Below are 23145 nucleotides of genomic sequence, written 5' to 3'. Positions count from 1 at the left end.
CGGTCCGCCGACCCGGCACCCCCCATTGGTTCGCGGGTCTCCCGGAGAGGTCACTAGGCTTGCTGCTCATGAGTCACGTTCTCGCGGCAGTGGCCTGGCCGTACGCCAACGGCCCACGCCACATCGGTCACGTTTCCGGTTTCGGCGTTCCCTCCGACGTCTTCGCCCGGTACATGCGGATGGCCGGCCACGACGTGCTCATGGTCTCGGGCACCGACGAGCACGGCACCCCCATTCAGGTGCAGGCCGACGCCGACGGGGTCACCCCGCGCGAGCTGGCCGACCGGTACAACCGGGTGATCGTCGAGGACCTGCACGGCCTGGGGCTCTCCTACGACCTGTTCACCCGCACCACCACCCGCAACCACTACGCAGTGGTGCAGGAGCTGTTCGAGGGGATGTACCGCAACGGCTACATCGTCCCGAAGACCACCATGGGCGCGATCTCCCCGTCGACCGGGCGCACCCTGCCCGACCGGTACATCGAGGGCACCTGCCCGATCTGCGGGTACGACAGCGCCCGCGGCGACCAGTGCGACAACTGCGGCAACCAGCTCGACCCGATCGACCTGATCGACCCGAAGTCGCGGATCAACGGGGAGACTCCGAAGTTCGTCGAGACCGAGCACTTCTTCCTGGACCTGCCCGCGCTGGCCGACGTGCTGCGGCAGTGGCTGGACACCCGGGAGGGGTGGCGGCCCAACGTGCTGCGGTTCTCCCGCAACCTGCTCGACGACCTCCAGCCGCGGGCGATCACCCGGGACCTGGAGTGGGGCGTACCGATTCCGTTGGACGGCTGGCGGGACCGGCCGGACAAGCGGATCTACGTCTGGTTCGACGCGGTGATCGGCTACCTGTCCGCCTCGATCGAGTGGGCCCGCCGCACCGGCGATCCCGAGGCGTGGCGGAAGTGGTGGTCCGCCGACGGTGAGGGCAAGGACGCCCGGTCCTACTACTTCATGGGCAAGGACAACATCGTCTTCCACTCGGTGATCTGGCCGGCGCTGCTCTCCGGATACTCCGGCGAGGGCTCCCGTGACGGTGAGCCGGGCGAGCTGGGCCAGCTCAACCTGCCCACCGAGGTGGTCTCCAGCGAGTACCTGACCATGGAGGGGCGCAAGTTCTCCTCGTCCCGCAAGGTGGTCATCTACGTCCGGGACTTCCTGGAGCGCTACGACGCCGACGCGCTGCGGTACTTCATCGCCGCCGCCGGCCCGGAGAGCAACGACACCGACTTCACCTGGGCGGAGTTCCTCCGCCGCAACAACGACGAGCTGGTTGCCGGCTGGGGAAACCTGGTCAACCGGTGCGTCTCGATGGCGGCGAAGAACTTCGGCGCGATCCCGCCGGTCGACCCGGCCGGGCTCACCGAGGCCGACGAGGCGCTGCTCGCGGTGGCCCGCGCCGGCTTCACCACGGTCGGTGACCTGATCGGCCGGCACCGGCAGAAGCAGGCGATCGGCGAGGCCATGAAGGTGGTCGCCGAGGCCAACAAGTACCTCTCCGAGCAGGCGCCGTGGAAGCTCAAGGACGAGGCGGACAAGCCTCGGATGGGCACCATCCTGCACGTCGCGCTCCAGGTGGTCAGCGACGCCAACACGCTGCTCACCCCGTTCCTGCCGCACTCCGCGCAGCGGGTGCACGAGCTGCTCGGCGGCACCGGCGTGCACGCGCCGATGCCCGTCATCGAGCAGGTCGACGACCTGGACGGCGGGCCGGCGTACCCGGTGCTGACCGGGGACTACACGGTCGGCGCGCGCTGGGAGTCGGTGCCGGTGGAAGCCGGCCGGCCGCTGGCCGCGCCGAAGCCGGTGTTCCGCAAGCTCGACCCGTCGATCGTCGACGAGGAGCTGGCCCGGCTGGCCGGCTGAGCGCACGAGCGTCGCCGTGCGGCGGCACGGCGCCCACCCGGGCGCCGGCCGCCGCCGGTGTCACAGCGCGTACCGGGTGTCCATCACCTGATCGTCGGTCACCTCGGCGCCCGGCGCCCAGGTCTCGTAGACGCCACGATCGTGGCACTGCGCGCCGGTCGTGAGCACCGTGTCCGGATCCGGCTGGCGCAGCCTCAGCCGCAGCCAACCGGCCTCCTCCCGCAGCACCAGGCAGGGCACGCCCCGCCACCGGGCGAACCTGACCCGGCGGGCCACCGCCTCCACCGGGTAGCGGGCCGCCCGGGTCATCGCCAGCACCCGGAACCCGCCGGGCAGGTCCGCCACCGCCTCGTACTCGCCGTCGCCGTGCACGCCGACCAGCTGGGTGGAGCGCGGCGCGTCCCCGGTCGGCACGTACTCCTGGTCCGGGGAGAGACCCGGCACCGCGGCCAACAGGTGCCGCCACTGCGGGCCCACCATCCGCAGCCACCCGCGCTGTTCGGCCTGGTAGGTGTAGAGCACCACCTCCACCCCCTCGGCCGGGTACGCGAGCAGTGCGGCGTTCGCGGGCATCGGCAGGTCGGCGAAGTCCCGGGTGACGAACTCGGGAATGAGCTGGGCGTTGCTCGGCACGAAGCCCGTACCCAGGACCGGCGGGCCCAGCCGGTCCCGGGGAGCCAGCGCGGTCAGGCCGTGGTGCGCCTCGCCGACCGGCACGTCGTAGTCGCCCGCGTCGGCGGCCCGCCAGCGCAGGGCGTACGCCACATCCAGGCCGTCCCGGCCGACCTCGCCGTCGGTGCGCAGCACAGTGGTCGCCGCCGGCGTACGCAGGTGTGCCACGTCGTGCTCCCGGTAGCAGAAGCCGTGTGGCAACCACCCCCGCACGTACCCGGCGAGCTGTCGTGGGGAGAGCACCTTCACCATCCGGGTGCCCCGCCGGACCACCGCCGACGCACGCGCCGCCGCCAGCATCGGGTCACCCGCCGCGGACGGCTGCTGGCTGAGCTGCTGCAGCTGTGCCCACCCCCGCTCCCGGTGTGCCGGCAGCATCAGCGGCGTGTCCGGCTCCTCGGCCGGCTCCACCGCCCCGTGCACCGCCGTCACCTCGGTGACGTGCACGAACCGGTGCCACGGCAGGGCGCTGCCCGGTCGGGGAGCCCACTCGAAACCGGGCACCTCGTCCGCGCTGAACAGCTCGTACGCGGCGCCGCGGGCGATCTCCTCGGCCGGGTAGACGCCGCCGCCGAACGCCACGCGCAGTCCGGTGCGTTCGCTGGCGGCGCCGCTGGCCCGGGGAGTGACGCTCATGCCGTCACCTCCCTCCGCTCGGTGAGATGCGGGCCGTCACGCTGTCGCGTCGGCCCGGTGGCGCACTCAGTCCGCCCACGCGGCGACGGTAGAGTCGCGCGGCGTAGGCGAGGTGAACGTCGGGTGGCGGGCGGATGGACAGCCCCGGTGTGTGATGCTGTCGCTGATGAGCGAGCCCACTGAAACCCGCCGAGAGCGTGCCGCACGGCGGGCCGGAGAGTTCCCGCCCGCCCCCGAGCCGCTGCCCCGGCCGGTGCTGGACAGCCACACCCACCTGGACATCACCGTCAGCGAGGCCGGCGTACCCGGCGGCGGGCCGGCCGATGACCCGGTCGCTGTGGCGATCTCGCTGGCCGCGAAGGTCGGCGTGGACCGGCTGGTCCAGGTGGGGGTGGACGTGACCTCCTCCCGGTGGGGCGCGGAGATCGCCGACCGGCATCCCGCCGTGCTGGCCACGGTGGCGCTGCACCCCAACGAGGCGCCCCGGCTCGCCGACCTGGACGAGGCGCTGCGGGAGATCGAGTCGCTCGCCGCCCGCGACCGGGTCCGGGGGATCGGCGAGACCGGGATGGATTTCTTCCGTACCGGCGACGAGGGGCGCGCCGCGCAGGAGGAGAGCTTCCGGGCGCACATCGCGATCGCCAAGCGGTACGACCGGGCGTTGGTGATCCACGATCGGGACGCGCACGCCGACGTGCTGCGGATCCTCGACGACGAGGGCGCTCCGGACACCGTGGTGCTGCACTGCTTCTCCGGTGACGCCGGCTTCGCCCGCGAGTGCGTCCGCCGCGGCTACCTGCTCAGCTTCGCCGGCACCGTCACCTTCGGCAGCGCCGGCGCTCTGCGCGAGGCCGCCGCGCTCACCCCCGTGGACCAGATCCTGGTGGAGACCGACGCCCCCTACCTCACCCCGATGCCGCACCGCGGACGGCCGAACGCCTCATATCTGATCCCGCTCACCGTCCGCTCGCTCGCCGCGACCACCGGCACCGACCTGGATGAGCTGTGCGCGGCCATCTCCGCCACCGGCGACCGCGTCTTCGGCCCGTGGTGAGCCCGGCCCCACGGTCGGCACCGACGCCGCCGCTACGCTGCCAGCCATGACCGGACTCCTCGGCCCGGCGGAGATCCGGGAACTCGCCGCCCGGCTGGGCGTCGCGCCCACCAAGAAGCTGGGCCAGAACTTCGTGCACGATCCGAACACCGTGCGCCGCATCGTCACCGCCGCCGGCCTGACCCCCGACGACGTGGCCCTGGAGGTCGGCCCCGGGCTCGGCTCGCTCACCCTCGGGCTGCTGCCGGTCGCCGGGCACGTGCACGCCGTGGAGATCGACCCGGTGCTCGCCGGCGCGCTGCCGGAGACCGCCACCCGGCACGCCGGCGCGGACGCCGGCCGGCTCACAGTGCACCGCGCCGACGCGCTGCGCATCGACGCCGCCGAGCTGGCCGACCCGCCGCCGACCGCGCTGGTGGCCAACCTGCCCTACAACGTGGCCGTGCCCGTGGTGCTGCACCTGCTCGCCGAGCTGCCCAGCCTGCGCAAGGGCCTGGTGATGGTGCAGAAGGAGGTCGCCGACCGGCTGGTCGCCGGCCCCGGCTCCAAGGTGTACGGCATCCCGTCGGTCAAGCTCGCCTGGTACGCCCAGGCCCGGGGCGCCGGCAGGGTGCCGCCGAACGTCTTCTGGCCGGTGCCCAACGTCGACTCCGGCCTGGTCGCCTTCACCCGGCGCGAACCACCCCGGGCCGACGTACCCCGGCAACGGGTCTTCGCCGTGGTGGACGCCGCGTTCGCGCAGCGCCGAAAGACGCTGCGCGCCGCGCTGGCGGGTTGGGCCGGAGGCGCTGACCGGGCGGCCGCCGCGCTCACCGCGGCCGGCGTCGACCCCGGCGCCCGGGGGGAGTCGCTGACCGTCGAGCAGTTCGCCGCCATCGCCGCGTCGGCTCCGGTCGGTACGCCGGCCGCGAAGTAGGCTGACGCCGTGCCCGCCGAGGAGGCGTACGGGTGAATGCTGACCACGCCGAGGAGCTGATCGTGATCAAGTCGTTCGACATCCGCCTGGCCGTGCGGGACATCGCCCCGTGACCGAGGCCTGGCGACCGGACGACGAGGACGAGCGACGTGGGGCCGTCGGCCCGGTGCGGGTGCGGGTGCCCGCGAAGGTCAACCTGCACCTCGGGGTGGGCCCGCTGCGCCGCGACGGCTACCACGAGCTGAACACCGTCTACCACGCGATCTCCATCTACGACGAGTTGACCGCCCGTCGGGGCGACACGCTCGCCCTGACCATGGAGGGCGAGGGCACCGGCGAGCTGGCGCTCGACGACAGCAACCTGGTGATCCGCGCCGCGCACGCCCTGGCCGGGTACGCCGGGGTGCCGCCGCACGCACGGCTGCACCTGCGCAAGCAGATCCCGCTCGCCGGCGGGCTGGCCGGCGGCAGCGCCGACGCGGCCGCCGCGCTGGTGGCCTGCGACGCGCTCTGGGGCACCGGGCTGTCCCGCGACGAGCTGGCCGGGATCGCCGCCGACCTCGGCTCCGACGTGCCGTTCCTGATCTACGGTGGCACCGCGCTGGGCACCGGCCGGGGTGAGGCGGTCAGCCCCGTGCTGGTCCGCCCCACCTCCTGGCACTGGGTGGTCGCCATCGCCGACGTCGGCCTGTCCACCCCGGCCGCCTACCGCGAGTTGGACAGGCTCCGCGACGCCGGCACCGCCGGTGCCCCGCTGGGCAGCACCGACGCGCTGCTGGGCGCGCTGCGCCAGCGTGACCCCCGGGTGCTCGCCCGCACGCTCGGCAACGACCTCCAGGACGCGGCGCTGGCCATGCGCCCGGCGCTGGCCGACACCCTCAAGGCCGGCGAGGCGGCCGGTGCGCTCGCCGGCATCGTCTCCGGCTCCGGCCCGACCTGTGTCTTCCTCGCCGCCGGCGCGCCGGACGCCGAGCGGATCGCCGCCGAGCTGACCGCCGGGGGTGTGTGCCGGGAGGCCCGGGTCGCGCACGGCCCGGTCGCCGGCGCACGCGTCGGCTGACCCCGCGTACCACCGGGGCGCCGCAGCGACCCTGCGGGCGCGCGGCGCGGGCCACCGCGGGGTCCGCGTACCCTTGGGTAAGGCGTCCAGGTGCCCGCCGGCACCGGGACGCCTTGATCATGAAGGGTGGGAGCGTGGCCAACATCGTCAACCTGGACCGGGTGTCCAAGGGGTACGGGGCCGCCGGGCCGCTGCTCACGGACGTCTCGCTCGGCTTGGACGACGCCGACCGGATCGGCGTGGTCGGCCTCAACGGCGCTGGCAAGTCCACCCTGCTGCGGCTGCTCACCAAGCAGGAGGATCCCGACGACGGCCGGGCCACCCACCGCCGCGACCTGCGGGTGCTCTGGCTGCCGCAGCAGCTCACCCTCGCCCCCGAGGCCACCGTACGGGACGTCGTGCTCGGCACCGCCTGGCTCGGCCAGAGCATGGGCGCCGAGCACGAGTGGGCCGGTGACGCGGGGGTGCGTGCCATCCTCGACGGTCTCGGCATGCCGCACCTCGGCCTCGACCAGCCGGTCGGCCCGATGTCCGGTGGCGAACGGCGCCGGGTGGCGCTCGCCGCGCTGCTCGTGCGCGACTCCGACCTGCTGATCCTCGACGAGCCCACGAACCACCTCGACGTCGGTGGCGTCGACTGGCTCGCCCGGCACCTGGTCGGTCGCAAGGGTGCCCTGGTCGTGGTCACCCACGACCGGTGGTTCCTGGACGCGGTCTGCACCACCACCTGGGAGGTCGCCGACCAGACCGTCCGCGCCTACGAGGGCGGCTTCGCCGCCTGGACCCTGGCCCGCGCCGAGCGCGAGCGTGTCGCCGCCGCCACCGAGGCCCGCCGCCAGAACCTGCTCCGTAAGGAGATCGCCTGGTTGCGCCGCGGTCCGCCGGCGCGTACCTCCAAGCCCCAGTTCCGCATCGACGCCGCGAACGCGCTGATCGCCGACGTGCCGCCGGCGCGCGACACCATGTCACTGCAACGGATGGCCACCTCCCGGCTCGGCAAGCAGGTCTACGACCTGGAGAACGTCGAGCTGCACGCCGGCCCGAAGGAGATCCTGCGGGACGTCACCTGGCTGGTCGGGCCCGGCGACCGGATCGCCATCCTCGGCGCCAACGGCGCCGGCAAGACCACGCTGCTGCGGATGCTCGCCGGCATCACCCGCCCCGACGGTGGCCGACTCGGCACCGGTTCCACAGTGCGTCCGGCGTTCCTCTCCCAGGAGCTCGCCGAGCTGCCCGGGCACCTGCGTGTGCTCGAAGCCGTCGAGGAGGTCGCCCGCCGGGTCCAGCTCGGCGACCGGGAGGTCTCCGCAGCCCAGCTCGCCGAGGTCTTCGGCTTCGACGACCGACGGCTCTGGACGCCGGTCAGCGACCTCTCGGGCGGGGAGCGCCGCCGTCTGCAGATGCTGCGGCTGCTCGCCGGGGAGCCCAATGTGCTGCTCTTCGACGAGCCCACCAACGATTTGGACACCGACACCCTGGCCGCCCTGGAGGACCTGCTCGACTCCTGGCCCGGCACGATCATCGTGGCCAGCCACGACCGCTACCTCATCGAACGGGTCACCGACACGGCGTACGGGATGTTCGGCGACGGTCGGCTGGTGCACCTGCCGGGCGGCGTGGACGAGTACCTCGCCCGGACCGCCGAGCGGGCCGGCCCCTCCCGGGCTGGCACCACCCCGGGCACCGGCCCGGCCGCCGCGCCGGGCGGCACAAGCGCGACCGGCATGTCCGCCGCCGAGGTCCGACAGGCCCGCAAGGAGTTGACCCGGTTGGAACGCCAGCTCGGCAAGCTCGACCAGCGCGAGGCGACGCTGCTCGGCCAGCTCGCCGCCGACGCCACCGACTACGCCCGGGTCGCCGAACTGGACACCCAGCTCAAGGATCTGCGCGCCGAGCGGGAGCGGATCGAGGAGACCTGGATGACGCTCGCCGAGGACCTGCCCGAGAGCTGATCCGGGTCGGGCGCGCCCGCGCGGGGGCCGTGTGCGGCGTCACACCTCCACGTGCGGGACAATCGTCCGCGACACCTCACCCCACGGCGTTGGAGACTCAGATGGCCCACACCCCCGTCAACCACCCCGCGCGGCCGATCTACCGGGCTCTCGGCGGGCTGACCGGTCTGTACCTGGTGGTCTTCGGTGCGCTCGGCATCATCGCGAGCGCCGGCAACGAGATCTTCGCGCAGGACGACACCAAGGTCCTCGGCCAGGGCACCAACCTCGGCTTCTCGCTGCTCTGCGTGCTGCTCGGGCTCCTCGTGCTGGCTGGCACCGCGCTCGGCCGCAACATCGACGTGGCGATCAACCAGTGGCTGGCGTACGCCCTGATGGTGGTCAGCCTGGCTGGCCTCGCGTTCATCCGGACCGACGCCAACTTCTTCAACTTCACCATCACCACAGTGGTCGTCGTGATGGCGGCGGCCGTGGTGCTGCTGATGGTCGGCATGTACGGCAAGGTCGGCACGGAGGAGGAGGCGGAGGCGTTCCAGAAGGCTCGCCTCGTGCTCTGATCCTGCTTGGGCTTGTGGGTTTTCGCCGGAGCCCGAGCTGCTCCGGGCGGTCAGGCTTGATCCCTGCGCAGCTCGGGCTCCGGCGGGCCCTGCCGCCTTTGCCTGTTCGGCGGACAGCTTCCCTCACCTCGGGTGACAATCCTCCTGAAACGGTCAACTCAGGTGGATGGGGATCAGGGCATGGCGCACTTTCCGGTGAACCATCCGGCACGGCCGCTCTACCGGGTCCTCGCCGGCCTGATCGGCGTCTACATCCTGGTCTTCGGCGTCTGGGGCGTCGTCCAGACGATCGGCGAGCCGCTCTTCGGCCGGGACAGCAACTGGGTGCTCGGGCTGCGCACCAACCTGGCCTTCTCGCTCGCCTCGGTGGTCTTCGGAGTCGTTCTGATCATCGGGGCGTCCCGGCGCACCAACCTCGGCCACTACATGAATCTCACGGCCGGCGTGGTGTTCCTGGTGACCAGCATCCTGATGATGTCCGTGCTGCAGACCGACGCGAACTTCCTCAACTTCTCGATGTCGACCGTGATCGTGTCGATGCTGTTCGGCCTGATCCTGCTCGGCACCGGCCTGTACGACAAGGTCGGCCCCGAGGACCACGCCGAGGCGGAACGCCGCAACCGCAGTCACCCGGTGGCCGAGGTGCACACCCGCCGCTGACCGTGGTCAGCGGCGGCGGGCGGTGATCAGCGTCGGCTTCGCCTCCAGGTGGGACAACCCGTTCCACGCCAGGTTGACCAGGTGCGCCGCCACCGTCTCCTTACGCGGCTTGCGCACCTCCAGCCACCAACTGCCGGTCAGCGCGACCATGCCCACCAGCGCCTGGGAGTACAGCTCGGCCAGCTTCGGGTCGTACCCGCGGCTCTTGAACTCGGCACCCAGGATGTGCTCGACCTGGTGTGCCACGTCGTTCATCACGCTGCTGAAGTTGCCCGTCGCGGACATCACAGGCGATTCGCGGATCAGCACCCGGAACCCGCTGGTCTCCTCTTCGATGTAGCCCAGCAGGGCCATCGCCGCCTGCTCGAGCAACTCCCGCGGGTGCCCGGCGGTCAAGGCCGTGGTGATCCGGTCGAGCAGTGCCCGGACCTCCCGGTCCACCACCACCGCGTAGAGCCCCTCCTTGCCGCCGAAGTGCTCGTACACCACCGGCTTGGAGACCTTGGCGCGGGCCGCCACCTCCTCGATGGAGGTGGCGTCGAAACCGCGCTCGGCGAAGAGTTGCCGGCCGGTCGCAATCAACTGCTCCCGCCGCTGGGCCGCTGACATGCGGACCCGTGAGGTGGGTTTGGGTGGTGGAGCCGGCGCAGCACGCCGGCCCCCCACTCCGTCGGTGAGCTCAGGCATGTCGCCGCCTCGCTGGCGCTCGGTCACGCCCTGCCGTGGGATGGTGCCTCCGCTGTGCCCGTTCACGTCGTCGCCTCACTGGCGGGCGGTCCGACCGCCCAGCCGCGCCGTCCGACCGTACCCGGATCGGGTCCGGCCCCCCGGCCGCCGAGCCGTCCGGTCCCCCCGCGTCGCTCGGTCACCCAGCCATCCTGCCAGGCGGCCTCCCGGAGCACCGCCCGCTTTTAACGGGGTGCGACCGGCTTCACCAGCTTCGCCGCGAGACGCTCCGGCTTCGGCCAGCGCACCTGCGACGCCGCGCCGATCTTCTCGAACAGCCAGATCACCCGGGCGGAGATGTCCACCTGTCCACGCAGCACGCCGTGTCGGGCGCTGGTCGGGTCGGCGTGGTGCAGGTTGTGCCAGCTCTCGCCGAACGACAGGATCGCCAGCGGCCAGAAGTTCGACGCCCGGTCGCCCTGGCGCATGGCGAACGGACGCTCGCCGTAGACGTGGCAGACCGAGTTGATCGCCCAGGTGACGTGGTGCAGCAGGCCGATCCGGACCAGCCCGGCCCAGAAGAACGCGGTGAGCGCGCCCTGCCAGGACCAGGTCACCAGGCCGCCGATCAGCGCCGGGCCGAGCAGCGAGATGGCCACCAGCAGCGGGAAGAGCCGGTCCACCCGGCGGATGTCGCGGTCGGCCAGCAGGTCGGGGGCGAACCGCTCGCGGTTGGACAGCTCGCGCCGGAACAACCAGCCGACGTGCGCGTGGAACAGGCCCCGGGTCAGTGCCCAGAGGCTGGTGCCGAAGCGCCACGGCGAGTGCGGGTCGCCCTCCAGGTCGGAGAAGGCGTGGTGCCGTCGGTGGTCGGCCACCCACTGGATGATCTCGCCCTGCACCGCCAGCGAACCCGCGACCGCCAACGTCACCCGCAGCCACCGCTTGGCCTTGAACGAGCCGTGCGTGAAGTAGCGGTGGAAGCCGACCGTGATGCCGAGCCCGGAGACCACGTACCAGACCAGGCCGATGGCGATGTCGGTCCAGCCCAGCCAGCCGCCCCAGGCCACCGGCACGGCGACCAGAAGGGCGACGAAGGGGATCACGACGAAGGCCCAGAGGGCGACCAGGATCCCGGGGGACTGGCTGCCGTCGGTGAGGGGTTTCGGGCCGGGCCCGGCGGTGTTGGGTTCGAGCAGAGCGGTCGACATGGGACCTCGCAGAGGGGACGGGAACGATCACAAAGCTACGCCTACGTCACCGTAACTTACGGCTCCGTAGATCGCACGGGGAACTTTCCGAAAGCCTTCGCGCGACAGTGCTGATGACCAGGCCAGGGCCCTGATCAGGGCTGCCGGCAAGGGCGCCGTCGGCCGCGTCCGGGCAGCGCCGGGGCGGCGCTGCGGGTCGCGCCGCGCGGCCGGAAGGCATCGAGGACCGGCGTTGCCTCGAACGGGCGGGGCCGAACTGCGACGGCCTGTAGTCCGCGACCCGGGTCGACCAGCGCCGGCGGGTACAACCTCTGGTCGTTCGTCGCCGACCTCCGGGCGGCGTCCGTCCGGTCCGCCCCGGACGCCGCCCGTCCGGGCCGCCGCCGTCCGGGCGTGCCGGAATGAGCGATGGCGTCCGGCGGGCGGGGCGCTAAGGTGTAGCGGCGGGATCCCCATCCCCGGATGTGACGCGCTCGCGTCGCTGATCGGCCGTGGTGTAATTGGCAACACCCGGGTCTTTGGTACCCGTATTTCAGGTTCGAACCCTGGCGGCCGAGCTGCCCCCTAAGTCCGGTTTAGGTTCCGGTGGGGGTAAGGCGGAGACGTTCCGGGCGCCGCGGTTAGCATGGCCGCGAGAGTGTCCGCCGTCCCGACGGGAGCCACATCGTGCCCCAACCCCACCTTCGTACCGTCGTCGTGCTCGCCGCCGGTGAGGGCAAGCGGATGAAGTCGACACTGCCCAAGGTGCTGCACCCCCTGCTCGGCCGGACCCTGCTCGGTCACGTGCTGAGCGCCGCCGCGCCGCTGGCCGCGGACCGCACAGTCGTCGTGGTGGGGCACGGCGCCGACCAGGTCCGGGGACACCTGTCCGAGGTCGCCCCGGACGCCACGCCGGTGCTTCAGGCAGAGCAGCTCGGCACCGGGCACGCCGTCCGGATCGCGCTGGACGCCGTGCCGGAGGGCGCCGGCACCGTCGTGGTGATCAACGGGGACGTGCCGTTGCTGCGGCCGGAGACGGTGGGCTCGCTGGTGGCCGCGCACGAGGAGGCCGCCGCTGCGGCCACCGTGCTGGCGGCCGAGGTGCCCGACCCGACCGGGCTGGGCCGGATCGTCCGGGACGCCGACGGCCGGCTGGAGCAGATCGTCGAGGAGCGCGACGCCGACGCGACGCAGCGCGCGATCCGGGAGATCAATGCCGGCATCTACGCGTTCGACGCGGTGCGGCTGCGCGCCGCGCTGGGCAAGCTCTCCACCGACAACGACCAGGGTGAGGAATACCTGACCGACGTCTTCGGCCTGCTCCGTTCGGCCGGCGAGCCGGTCGCGGTGCACGTGGCCGTGGACCACGTCGAGACGTTGGGCTGCAACGACCGGGTGGAGCTGGCGACGCTGCGCCGGCTGCTGCGCGACCGGGTCAACGAGGCGTGGATGCGCACCGGCGTGAGCCTGCTCGACCCGGCGACCACCTGGATCGACGTGACGGTCGCCCTGGACCGCGACGCGGTGATCGACCAGAACACCCAGCTGCGCGGCGGCACGGTGGTGGGCACCGGCGCCTTGGTCGGCCCGGACGTGACGCTGATCGACACGGTGGTCGGCGCGGGCGCGACAGTGCTGCGCAGCCACGCGGTCGGCGCCGAGGTCGGGCCGGGCGCCAGCGTCGGGCCGTACGCGTACCTGCGCCCGGACGCGCGGCTGGCGGAGAAGGCCAAGGTCGGCACGTTCGTCGAGGTGAAGAACTCCGAGGTCGGCCCGGGTGCGAAGGTGCCGCACCTGTCGTACGTGGGTGACGCGACGATCGGCGCGAAGGCGAACATCGGCGCGGCGACGATCTTCGTCAACTACGACGGGGTGAACAAGCACCGGACGATCGTCGGCGAGGGTGCGTTCGTCGGCTGCGACACGAGCCTGATCGCGCCGGTCGAGGTGGGCGCCGGTGCGTACGTGGCGGCGGGCAGCGCGATCGGCCAGGATGTGCCGCCGGGCGCGCTCGGGGTGACCCGCGCGCCGCAGCGCAACATCGAGGGCTGGGTGGCACGCAAACGCCCCGGAACGGTCTCCGCGGCGGCGGCCGAGCGTGCGCTGCGGGCTGCCGAGGATGCGTCGGGAGTGGCCGGCGCCGCAAGCGACAGTGAGGCAACGCACGGGCAGGCCGAGACGGTGGGCGGCGCCTCCGGCACGGGAGATACTGCAACCGAATAGTCCCCGACCCACCACCACCGGGCCGGGTACCACCGACAAACGGGAGCAGACGGGCCCATGGGCAGCATCGTCGCCGAAAACCGCAAAAGCCTGATGCTCTTCTCCGGACGTGGTTTTCCGGAGCTGGCCAAGGAGATCGGCGAGGTGCTCGGCGTCGCGCCGACGCCCGCCGACGCGTACGAGTTCGCCAACGGCGAGATTTTCGTACGGTTCAAGGACTCGGTCCGTGGTTCGGACGCCTTCGTGGTGCAGTCCGTGACGCACGGGGTGAACACCTGGGTCATGGAGACCCTGATCATGGTGGACGCGCTGAAGCGGGGGTCGGCCAAGCGGATCACCGTGGTGCTGCCGTTCTACCCGTACGCGCGGCAGGACAAGAAGCACCGGGGTCGGGAGCCGATCTCGGCCCGGCTGGTGGCGGACCTGCTGAAGACGGCCGGCGCGAACCGGATCCTCACCGTCGACCTGCACACCGCGCAGATCCAGGGCTTCTTCGACGGTCCGGTCGACCACCTCTTCGCGATGGACATCCTGGCCGAGTACGTGGAGCACAAGTACGCCGGCCGGCCGATGACAGTGGTCGCACCCGATTCGGGTCGGGTGCGGGTGGCCGAGCGGTGGACCGACCGGCTGGGCGGTTGCCCGCTGGCGTTCATCCACAAGACCCGTGACCCGATGAAGCCGAACCAGGTGGTGGCGAACCGGGTGGTCGGCGACGTCGAGGGTCGGGTCTGCCTGATCGTCGACGACATGATCGACACCGGTGGCACGATCGCCAGGGCGGCGGACATCCTCAAGGAGTCGGGCGCGGCGGAGATCGTGGTGGCCTCGACCCACGCGCTGCTGTCCGACCCGGCGACCGAGCGGCTGAAGAACAGCCCGATCAGCGAGATCGTGGTGACCAACACGCTGCCGTTGCCGCCCGAGAAGCAGCTGGACAAGCTGACCGTGCTGTCGATCGCGCCGCTGCTGGCGCGGGCGATCCGCGAGGTCTTCGACGACGGTTCGGTGACCACCCTCTTCGGTGGCCTGAGCTGAGCGTCGCGCTGCGGCGAGCGTAAGGAAGGGCCCCTTGTTAACGCCTCATGGGGGTAAAGGGGCCCTTCCTAACACATCGGCGGCAGCGGTGACCGGGGACTGCCGGAAAGTTGGGAATCAGCTCGGGTAGACTGGTGCGGTTGCCACGGCGAGGGTGCCCGGCGGGCCGCTGAATAGCGCCGCACGGAGGCACCGTCATCGACGCGGTGCTCCGGGCAGTCGTTCAAGACGCATGAGCCCCAGCGAGCCCCTCGCCCCAGCACCGCAAGACGACAAGCCGCCGCAGCGAAAGCATCAGGAGTTTCCCCGTGTCCGAGGTAAAGATCAGCGCCGAGCCCCGCACCGAGTTCGGCAAGGGTGGTGCCCGTCGTACCCGCCGGGCCGGCAAGGTGCCCGCCGTGCTGTACGGCCACGGCGAGAAGCCCAAGCACATCGCGCTGCCGTCCCGGGAGTTCGCCGCGGCGATCCGCAAGGGTGGCGCCAACCAGCTCTTCGCGATCGACATCACCGACGGCACCCAGGTGCTGGCACTGCCGAAGGCGATCCAGCGTGACCCGATCAAGGACACCTTCGAGCACGTGGACCTCATCCTGGTCCGCCGGGGCGAGAAGGTCACCGTCGAGGTTCCGATCCAGCTGACCGGCGAGGCCGCGCGGGACACCCTGATCGTGCACGACCACGACACCCTCTCGGTGACCGCCGACGCCACCAAGGTGCCGGACCACCTCGAGGCGTCGATCGAGGGCCTGGAGGCGGGCGCCCAGGTGTCCGCCGGCGACGTACAGCTGCCGGCCGGCGTCGAGCTGGCCGTCGACCCGGAGCTGACGGTCGCCGCGGTGACCGCCGCGCCGACCGCCGAGCAGCTCGAGGCGACGCTGCCCGAGGTCGAGGTGGCCACCGAGGAGGCCGAGGCCGAGGTCGGCGAGGTCACCGAGGGCTCCGAGGGCGCGGACGCCGAGGGCGAGGAGAACACCGAGGCGCGTACCGAGGCCTGATCGGTTCGTACTGTGCGGCAGGCGTCCCCGAGCGTTCGGGGGCGCCTGTCGTCGTATCGGGAGTCGGTGGGACGGACGTCGGGAGGGACGGGTCGTGACGGACGAGGCAGGGCCGTGGCTGGTGGTCGGCCTGGGAAACCCGGGTCGGGAGTACGCCGGCAACCGGCACAATGTCGGGTTCATGGTGGCGGACCTGCTGGCCCGGCGGATCGGCGCTCGGTTCGGCCGGCACAAGCGGGCGGTCGCCGAGGTGGCCGAGGGGCGACTCGGATTCGGCGGGCCGAAGCTCGTGCTGGTCAAGCCGTTGACGTACATGAATCTGTCAGGTGGGCCGGTGGCGGCGCTGGCGCAGTTCTACAAGGTGCCGCCGGCGCAGGTGATCGCGATGCACGACGAGCTGGACATCGGGTACGGCCAGGTGCGGGTCAAGTGCGGTGGCGGCGAGGGTGGGCACAACGGCCTGCGCTCGATGTCGAAGTCGCTGGGCACCAAGGAGTACGTCCGGGTGCGGTTCGGCGTCGGCCGGCCGCCGGGGCGGCAGGACCCGGCGGATTACGTGCTGTCGGATTTCGGCGCGGCGGAGCGCAAGGAGTTGGATTTCCTGGTGGACCGGGCTGCCGACGTGGTGGAGTCGGTGATCGTCAAGGGCGTGGAGCCGACGCAGAACCTCTACCACGGCGGCTGAGCCGGGCGGGGCGTACCGGATCGGGGTTGGCGGGCCGGTAGTCTGCGCCTTTCGGCGTGCCGCGACCGGCGACGCGGGTCGCGGCGTAGCGATCCGGGTGGGCAGGGGTCGCGGCGAGGCGACGGGAGCGGGCAATGAGCAGTCCTCCGATGATCGACGGCGCGTTCGCCCGGTGGTTGGCGGGCCGGGCCGGTCAGGCGCTGCTCGACCTGCGGGCGGATCTGGGTTTCGCGGACGCCGGCGCGCTGAAGTCGGCCGGGGACAAGGTGTCGCACGACCTGATCCGCACGGAGCTGGCGAAGTGGCGGCCGGGCGACGCGGTGCTCTCCGAGGAGGACGAGGGGTCGCGGCTCGCCTGGGCGGCCGAGGTGAACGCCGAGGCGGTGTCCCGGTTGGCCGCGGACCGGGTGTGGATCATCGATCCGTTGGACGGCACCCGGGAGTTCGCCGAGGAGGGCCGCTCGGACTGGGCGGTGCACGTGGCGCTCTGGGCCCGCAGCGCGCCGAGTCCGCACGGGCTCGTCGCCGGTGCGGTGGGACTGCCGGCGCAGCACCGGGTGCTGGGCACTGACTATCCGCCGGCGTACCCGCCGATGACGGTGGAGGCCGCGACGGCCGGCACGCGGGTGCTCCGGTTGGCGGCGAGCCGGAGCCGACCACCTGTGTTCCTCACCGACCTGGCCGAGGACGTGGGGGCGAAACTGGTGCCGATGGGGTCGGCCGGGGCGAAGATCGCCGCGGTGATCACCGGTGAGGTGGATGCCTACATTCACGCCGGCGGGCAGTACGAGTGGGACTCGGCGGCGCCGGTGGCTGTGGCGACGGCCACCGGACTGCATGCTTCCCGTATCGACGGTTCTGCGCTGAGATACAACGAGGCGGATCCGCGCCTGCCGGACCTGCTGGTCTGCCGCAGGGATCTCGCCAGCCGGTTGCTTGCAGCGCTGCAGAGGCATTCCGGGTAGCCTGAGGCACTTCTTGACATGCCCGACCGGAAAGGTCTGGAAATCGGATGAGCAAGCGAATCGAGCCGGTGTCATGACCACCCCCGCGGCCTACCGGGTCTCCCATCTGGACGCGCTGGAGGCGGAGAGCATCTTCGTGATGCGCGAGGTGGTCGCCGAGATGGAGCGCCCGGTGCTGCTCTTCTCCGGCGGCAAGGACTCGATCGTCATGCTGCGGCTGGCGCAGAAGGCGTTCGCCCCGGCCAACATCCCCTTCCCGGTCATGCACGTGGACACCGGGCACAACTTCCCCGAGGTCCTGGAATACCGCGACCAGCGGGTCGCCGAGCTGGGGTTGCAGCTCGTCGTGGCGAGCGTGCCGGAGGCGCTGGCCAGTGGGCTGGTACGGGAGTCCGGCGACGGCATGCGCAACCGGATCCAGACGCCGGTGCTGCTGGACGCGGTGGAGAAGCACCGCTTCGACGCGCTGTTCGGTGGTGCCCGCCGGGACGAGGAGAAGGCCCGGGCCAAGGAGCGGGTGTTCAGCTTCCGCGACGAGTTCGGCCAGTGGGACCCGAAGAACCAGCGGCCGGAGCTGTGGTCGCTCTACAACGGCCGGCACCATCCGGGCGAGTCGATCCGGGTCTTCCCGCTGTCCAACTGGACCGAGCTGGACGTCTGGCACTACGTCGCCCGGGAGCGGATCCCGCTGCCGTCGATCTACTACGCGCACGAGCGTGAGGTGATCGAGCGGGACGGGATGTTCTACGCGGTCAACGAGTTCTTCCGTCCCCGGGCGGGTGAGGAGCGCTTCAAGGCGCAGGTGCGTTACCGCACAGTGGGCGACGCCTCCTGCACGGCGGCGGTCCGCTCGGACGCGGACACCGTGGAGAAGGTCATCGAGGAGGTGGCGGCCACCCGGATCACCGAGCGCGGCGCGACCCGTGGTGACGACCGGGTCAGCGAGGCCGCCATGGAGGACCGCAAGCGGGAGGGCTACTTCTGATGACCACCGAGATCGTGGCCCCGGCTACCGAGGCCCGCCCGATGGACCTGCTGCGGTTCGCCACCGCCGGCAGCGTGGACGACGGCAAGTCGACCCTGATCGGTCGGCTGCTCTACGACACCAAGTCGCTCTTCACCGACCAGTTGGCCGCGGTGGAGGCGGTCAGCGCGGCGCGTGGGGACGAGTACACCAACCTGGCGCTGCTCACCGACGGCCTGCGCGCCGAGCGGGAGCAGGGCATCACCATCGACGTGGCGTACCGGTACTTCGCCACGCCGCGACGCAAGTTCATCATCGCCGACACCCCCGGGCACATCCAGTACACCCGCAACATGGTCACCGGGGCGTCCACCGCCGACCTGGCGCTGATCCTGGTGGACGCGCGCAAGGGCCTGGTCGAGCAGTCCCGTCGGCACGCGTTCCTCTGCTCCCTGCTGCGGGTGCCGCACCTGGTCCTCTGCGTCAACAAGATGGACCTGGTGGACTGGTCGCAGGAGGTCTACGAGCGGATCGCCGACGAGTTCACCGCGTTCGCCGCGAAGCTCGACGTGCCGGACCTGACGGTGGTGCCGATCTCCGCGCTGCGCGGCGACAACATCGTCACCCGGTCGGAGAACATGCAGTGGTACGAGGGCCCGTCGCTGCTGCACCACCTGGAGCGGGTGCACATCGCCAGCGACCGCAACCTGGTCGACGTGCGGTTCCCGGTGCAGTACGTGATCCGACCGCAGTCCACCACGGTCACCGACTACCGCGGCTACGCCGGCCAGGTCGCCTCCGGCGTGCTGAAGCCGGGCGACGAGGTGATGGTGCTGCCGTCCGGCTTCACCAGCCGGATCGCCGCGGTGGAGACCGCCGACGGGCCGGTCGCGGAGGCGTTCCCACCGATGTCGGTGACGGTACGGCTGGTCGACGAGATCGACATTTCCCGGGGTGACCTGATCTGCCGGCCGAACAACGCGCCAGCGGTGGCCCAGGACATCGAGGCGATGGTCTGCTGGATGGACGAGACCCGCCCGTTGCAGGTCGGCGGCCGGTACGCGATCAAGCACACCACCCGGTCGGCGCGGGCGATCGTGCGCGGGCTGCACTACCGGCTGGACGTCAACTCGCTGCACCGCGACGAGACGGCCGACGCGCTGCGGCTCAACGAGATCGGCCGAGTGCGACTGCGGACCACGGTGCCACTGCTGGCCGACGAGTACCGGCGCAACCGGACCACCGGCGGTTTCGTCATCATCGACGAGGCCACCAACCGCACCGTCGGCGCCGGCATGATCGTCGAAGCGAGCTAGTCGAGGCGGGTGGCGCCGGGGGCGGGGAGGACCGGGACGGTGCTCGGCGCCGTGAAGCCGCGCTCGGCGTAGGCGGCGGTCACCGCGGCGGCGACCGCGTCGGCCCGGTCCGTGTCGACCAGGGCGAGGACGCACCCGCCGAATCCGCCGCCGGTCATCCGGGCACCCAGCGCGCCAGCGGCAAGAGCCGCCTCCACCGCGGTGTCGATCTCGGGCACCGTGATCTCGAAATCGTCGCGCATCGAGACGTGCGAGGCGGTGAGCAGCGGGCCGATGTCCCGGACCCGGCCGGCGCGCAGCAACGCCACCGTGTCCAGCACCCGCTGGTCCTCGGTGACCACGTGCCGGACCCGCCGCCGGGTCTCCTCGTCGTCGAGCCGGGCGAGCGCGGCGTCGAGTTGGTCGACGGCGACGTCGCGCAGCGCGGAGACGCCGAGCGCCTTGGCCGCCGTCTCACAGGACCGGCGGCGGGCGGCGTACTCGCCGTCGGCGTGCCGGTGCGGCGCCCGGCTGTCGATCACCAGCACGGCCAGCCCGGCGGCGCCCAGGTCGAACGGGATGTGCTCGACGGACTCGTCGCGGCAGTCGAGGAAGAGGGCGTGCCCGGCGCGGCAGCGGATCACGGCGGACTGGTCCATGATCCCGGTCGGCGCGCCGACGTAGACGTTCTCCGCCCGCTGCGCCAGCCGGGGCTGCCGCTCGGCGGGCAGCTCCAGCCCTCCGAGGTCGAGCAGCGCGGCGAGCACGGCCGACTCCAGCGCGGCTGAGGAGGAGAGCCCGGAGCCCAGCGGCACGTCGGAGGCGATCGCCAGCCGGGCGCCGGGCACCGGGTGGCCGGCCTCGCGCAGCGCCCAGACCACGCCGGCCACGTACGCGCCCCAGCCGGTGACCCGGCCCGGCTCGGCGACGTCGTCCGCGCCGAAGGTGATCGCCTCATCGGAGAGCTCGGACCAGACCGTCCACCGCTCGCCGTCCTGCCGGCCGGCGGCGACGATGGTCCGCAGTGGCAGCGCGAAGGGCAGCACGAACCCGTCGTTGTAGTCGGTGTGCTCGCCGATCAGATTGACTCGCCCGGGAGCCGCCCAGCGGCCGGCGGCCTGGTGGCCGTACCGGGTGGTGAAGCCGGCGGCGGCCCGCTCGGCGACGTCACCGGTCGGGTCGGTCACAGTGCCTCCTCCGTTCGCGACTGCGGGGCTCGCAACCCCGGCTCACTCCTCGCGCTCACAGTGCCTCCTCCGTCCGCGACTGCGGGGCTCGCAACCCCGGCTCACTCCTCGCGCTCACAGTGCCTCCTCCGTTCGCGACTGCGGGGCTCGCAACCCCGGCTCACTCCTCGCGCTCACAGTGCTTCCTCCGTTCGCGACTGCGGGGCTCGCAACCCCGGCTCACTCCTCGCGCTCACAGTTGCTCCAGGATGTGCGTGCGGTAGAAGGCCCAGGCGTCCCCGACCATGTCGTGCAGGGTCGGCTTCTGCGGCACCCAGCCCAGCTCGTCACGGGCCAGTGCCGAGGAGGCGACCAGCTCCGCCGGGTCGCCCTCGCGGCGGGGTGCCACCTCGACCGGCAGTGCGTGCCCGGTGACCTCGCGGACCACGTCGACCACCTGCCGGTTGGTGAAGCCGTTGCCGTTGCCCAGGTTGTAGATCCGGTGCTGGCCGGCGGTCGCCGCGTCCAGCGCCAGCAGGTGGGCCCGGGCCAGGTCGGCGACGTGGATGTAGTCGCGGACGCAGGTGCCGTCGACTGTGGGGTAGTCGTCGCCGAAGAGCTGGAGCTTCTCCCGTCGGCCGGCGGCGACCTCCAACGCGATAGGGATCAGGTGCGTCTCCGGGTCGTGCCGCTCGCCGAGCGCGACGTCACCGGCGAGGTGCGCGCCGGCCACGTTGAAGTAGCGCAGCGACACGGCGGCCAGCCCGTGGGCGATCGTCTCGGAGGTGAGCGCCATGTCGACGGCGAGCTTGGTGGCGCCGTACGTGTTGGTGGGCGCCTTGACCGCGGTCTCCGGGATGGGCAGCTCGGTGGGGTTGCCGTAGACGGCGGCGGTGGAGGAGAAGACCATCCTCGGCACCCCGGCGGCCCGGACCGCGTCGATCAGGGCGAGCGTGCCGACCGTGTTGGTCTGCCAGTACAGCTCCGGCTTGACCATCGACTCGCCGGCGGCGATCAGGGCGGCGAAGTGCAGCACCCCGTCGAAGCCGGCGTCGGGGGTGACGATCCGCGCGGCGTCGTGGATGGACGCCTCGACGTGCGTCGCATCCGGAGCGAGCGCCTCGCGGTGGCCGGTACGCAGATCGTCCAGAACCACCACCTGGTGACCCGCGTCGAGCAGCATCCGGGTCACTACGCTGCCGATGAAGCCGGCGCCTCCGGTGACGAGCAGTTTCACGTCGTTGCCTCCCTGCCTGGCCCACCCGGGACGTGGCCTCGGTGAATCACCCTACGGTGGCGGGCGGCCCCCGGCCGATCATGCCGCCGCCCCCATTCCATCATAATCTCTCACGATTAAACAGAGCCGAACATTTGGTCCGTCCCGTGCGAACCCCGGTGCGGCGGGCCGTCGGTGTCTACCATCTCTGTCATGCGGGAAGCGGCCCGTACCGGGCTCCGGCGAGGCGCGCGGGGGAGGCCCCGCCGCGACCCTGGCCCGCTCGCCCGGGCCGTCGCCCGGGTCGTGGTCCGCGCCGCCGACGGCGCCACCCGTCTCGTCACCGACCTGCTGGGGACCGGCCCGGCAGCCGGCCGCGAGCGCATCTCCGAGGCCGAACTGCGTGACCTGGTCGCGGCGAACACGCTGCTCGACCCGGATGAGCGGCGGATCATCGACGAGGTTCTGGTGGCCGGAGCCAGCCTGGTCCGTGAGGTGATGATGCCCCGCACCGAGGTGGTCTTCCTGCCCGCCGGGCTGACCATCGCCGAGGCCGCCCGGCTGGTCCGCGCCGAGACGCACACCCGCTACCCGGTCACCGACGGCACCCACGACGACGTGGTCGGCTTCGTGCACCTGCGAGACGTGCTGCTGCGCCCGGACGCCGACGCGTGCGCCACCGTCGGCGAGCTCACCCGGGAGGTGAAGCGGCTGCCCGGCAGCAAGCGGGTGCTGCCGGCGCTGACCGAGATGCGCCGGGAGGGTCAGCACCTCGCGGTGGTCGTCGACGAGTACGGCGGTACCGCCGGGATCGTCACCCTGGAGGACCTGATCGAGGAGCTGATCGGCGAGATCCGCGACGAGTACGACGTCACGCCGGACCCGGTGCACGCCGGCCTGCCCGCCGTGGTGGACGGTCGGCTCAACCTGGCCGACTTCGCCGAACGGACGGGGGTGTCGCTCCCCGCCGGGCCGTACGAGACGGTCGGCGGGTTCGTGATGGCCGCGCTGGGCCGACTACCGGTCACCGGCGACGAGGTGCCGGTACCCGTTGAGCCGGCCGAAGCCGGCGGACCCGACCCGGCCGACCCGGTGGGCGGTTGGCTGCTGCGGGTGCTGGCCCTCGACGGACGCCGGGTGGCCCGGGTCGCCGTCTCCGCCCTGCGGGTGCCGGAGCAACGCCGGGAGTCCGGCGGCGCGGCGGCGCGGGACGCCGGGGCGGGGCAGGCGTGCGAGGCGGTGGCGGGGCAGCAGCTCGAGGCCGGTGTCGCGCCCGCCCGCCGGGTTGGCGCGAGGGAAGCGCGCGAGGTCAACGCCCCGACACCGGCGGGCCGCGGGCGACCCGCCGGCCCGTCATGACGGAC

The 23145-nt window shown here is 72.2% G+C and carries 20 protein-coding genes and 1 tRNA gene; 16 read left to right on the top strand and 5 right to left on the bottom strand.

The genetic code is table 11. The features are described from left to right. Positions 1-68: 68 nt before the first annotated feature. Entirely contained in the window at positions 69-1871 is a 1803-nt protein-coding gene (gene metG, locus GA0070607_RS09195) for a methionine--tRNA ligase (RefSeq protein WP_089017827.1), read from the top strand. Positions 1872-1931: 60 nt separating this feature from the next. Here the strand turns inward: metG and GA0070607_RS09190 are convergent, their stop codons facing one another. Continuing rightward, positions 1932-3179 (bottom strand): hypothetical protein, encoded by a 1248-nt coding sequence (locus GA0070607_RS09190; protein WP_089017826.1) that lies wholly within the window; start codon positions 3177-3179, stop codon positions 1932-1934. Positions 3180-3333: 154 nt separating this feature from the next. Here GA0070607_RS09190 and GA0070607_RS09185 point away from each other — a divergent pair, with 154 nt between their 5' ends. From GA0070607_RS09185 to GA0070607_RS09160, 6 genes are all read left to right on the top strand, one after another. Further along, entirely contained in the window at positions 3334-4233 is a 900-nt protein-coding gene (locus GA0070607_RS09185) for a TatD family hydrolase (protein ID WP_089017825.1), read from the top strand. Positions 4234-4279: 46 nt separating this feature from the next. Next, a complete protein-coding gene (gene rsmA / locus GA0070607_RS09180) occupies positions 4280-5149 on the top strand; it encodes a 16S rRNA (adenine(1518)-N(6)/adenine(1519)-N(6))-dimethyltransferase RsmA (RefSeq protein WP_089017824.1) in 870 nt (289 codons plus the stop codon). A 109-nt stretch (positions 5150-5258) separates the two neighbouring features. Continuing rightward, entirely contained in the window at positions 5259-6209 is a 951-nt protein-coding gene (locus GA0070607_RS09175; protein WP_089017823.1) for a 4-(cytidine 5'-diphospho)-2-C-methyl-D-erythritol kinase, read from the top strand. 134 nt (positions 6210-6343) lie between these two features. Continuing rightward, complete coding sequence (locus GA0070607_RS09170; RefSeq protein ID WP_089017822.1) at positions 6344-8161, top strand: ABC-F family ATP-binding cassette domain-containing protein; 1818 nt, start codon at positions 6344-6346, stop codon at positions 8159-8161. 101 nt (positions 8162-8262) lie between these two features. Further along, positions 8263-8718: a DUF4383 domain-containing protein gene (locus GA0070607_RS09165; RefSeq protein WP_089017821.1), complete on the top strand. Its 456-nt coding sequence runs from the start codon at positions 8263-8265 to the stop codon at positions 8716-8718. Positions 8719-8898: 180 nt separating this feature from the next. Further along, entirely contained in the window at positions 8899-9378 is a 480-nt protein-coding gene (locus GA0070607_RS09160; protein ID WP_089017820.1) for a DUF4383 domain-containing protein, read from the top strand. 6 nt (positions 9379-9384) lie between these two features. Here the strand turns inward: GA0070607_RS09160 and GA0070607_RS09155 are convergent, their stop codons facing one another. Further along, positions 9385-10065, bottom strand: a complete 681-nt coding sequence (locus tag GA0070607_RS09155; RefSeq protein ID WP_089021738.1) for a TetR/AcrR family transcriptional regulator — start codon at positions 10063-10065, stop codon at positions 9385-9387. A gap of 224 nt (positions 10066-10289) precedes the next feature. After that, on the bottom strand, positions 10290-11255 hold the full coding sequence (locus tag GA0070607_RS09150) for an acyl-CoA desaturase (RefSeq protein ID WP_089017819.1): 966 nt from the start codon (positions 11253-11255) through the stop codon (positions 10290-10292). 485 nt (positions 11256-11740) lie between these two features. On the opposite strand from GA0070607_RS09150, the gene GA0070607_RS09145 reads away from it, so the two are divergent. From GA0070607_RS09145 to GA0070607_RS09110, 8 genes are all read left to right on the top strand, one after another. Next, positions 11741-11812, top strand: a tRNA-Gln gene (locus GA0070607_RS09145). 106 nt (positions 11813-11918) lie between these two features. Beyond that, complete coding sequence (gene glmU, locus GA0070607_RS09140) at positions 11919-13457, top strand: bifunctional UDP-N-acetylglucosamine diphosphorylase/glucosamine-1-phosphate N-acetyltransferase GlmU (RefSeq protein ID WP_089017818.1); 1539 nt, start codon at positions 11919-11921, stop codon at positions 13455-13457. Positions 13458-13514: 57 nt separating this feature from the next. Then, the gene (locus GA0070607_RS09135; RefSeq protein ID WP_074316637.1) at positions 13515-14495 is read left to right on the top strand and encodes a ribose-phosphate diphosphokinase; all 981 of its coding nucleotides are present in this window, start codon (positions 13515-13517) and stop codon (positions 14493-14495) included. Positions 14496-14803: 308 nt separating this feature from the next. Further along, on the top strand, positions 14804-15490 hold the full coding sequence (locus GA0070607_RS09130) for a 50S ribosomal protein L25/general stress protein Ctc (RefSeq protein WP_089017817.1): 687 nt from the start codon (positions 14804-14806) through the stop codon (positions 15488-15490). 94 nt (positions 15491-15584) lie between these two features. Then, positions 15585-16175, top strand: coding sequence for an aminoacyl-tRNA hydrolase (gene pth, locus GA0070607_RS09125; protein ID WP_089017816.1), 591 nt, complete (start codon positions 15585-15587; stop codon positions 16173-16175). A 134-nt stretch (positions 16176-16309) separates the two neighbouring features. Next, positions 16310-17140, top strand: coding sequence for an inositol monophosphatase family protein (locus GA0070607_RS09120; protein WP_089017815.1), 831 nt, complete (start codon positions 16310-16312; stop codon positions 17138-17140). 73 nt (positions 17141-17213) lie between these two features. After that, positions 17214-18125: a sulfate adenylyltransferase subunit CysD gene (cysD, locus tag GA0070607_RS09115; protein ID WP_089017814.1), complete on the top strand. Its 912-nt coding sequence runs from the start codon at positions 17214-17216 to the stop codon at positions 18123-18125. Then, a complete protein-coding gene (locus GA0070607_RS09110) occupies positions 18125-19420 on the top strand; it encodes a sulfate adenylyltransferase subunit 1 (protein ID WP_089017813.1) in 1296 nt (431 codons plus the stop codon). The genes cysD and GA0070607_RS09110 overlap by 1 nt, the downstream gene beginning before the upstream one ends. Here GA0070607_RS09110 and galK read toward each other — a convergent pair. Both galK and galE read right to left on the bottom strand, forming a co-directional pair. Further along, positions 19417-20586 carry a galactokinase gene (gene galK / locus GA0070607_RS09105; protein WP_089017812.1) on the bottom strand — a complete coding sequence of 390 codons (1170 nt, stop codon included), beginning with the start codon at positions 20584-20586 and terminating at the stop codon, positions 19417-19419. The two genes, GA0070607_RS09110 and galK, sit on opposite strands and share 4 nt — an antisense overlap. Positions 20587-20818: 232 nt before the next feature. After that, on the bottom strand, positions 20819-21748 hold the full coding sequence (galE, locus tag GA0070607_RS09100) for a UDP-glucose 4-epimerase GalE (RefSeq protein WP_231931132.1): 930 nt from the start codon (positions 21746-21748) through the stop codon (positions 20819-20821). A gap of 246 nt (positions 21749-21994) precedes the next feature. Here galE and GA0070607_RS09095 point away from each other — a divergent pair, with 246 nt between their 5' ends. Next, the gene (locus GA0070607_RS09095; protein ID WP_089017810.1) at positions 21995-23140 is read left to right on the top strand and encodes a hemolysin family protein; all 1146 of its coding nucleotides are present in this window, start codon (positions 21995-21997) and stop codon (positions 23138-23140) included. The last annotated feature ends 5 nt before the right edge of the window (positions 23141-23145 follow it).

The organism is Micromonospora coriariae, assembly GCF_900091455.1.
Lineage (GTDB): Bacteria > Actinomycetota > Actinomycetes > Mycobacteriales > Micromonosporaceae > Micromonospora > Micromonospora coriariae.
This window is presented reverse-complemented; position numbering and strand designations above follow the sequence as displayed.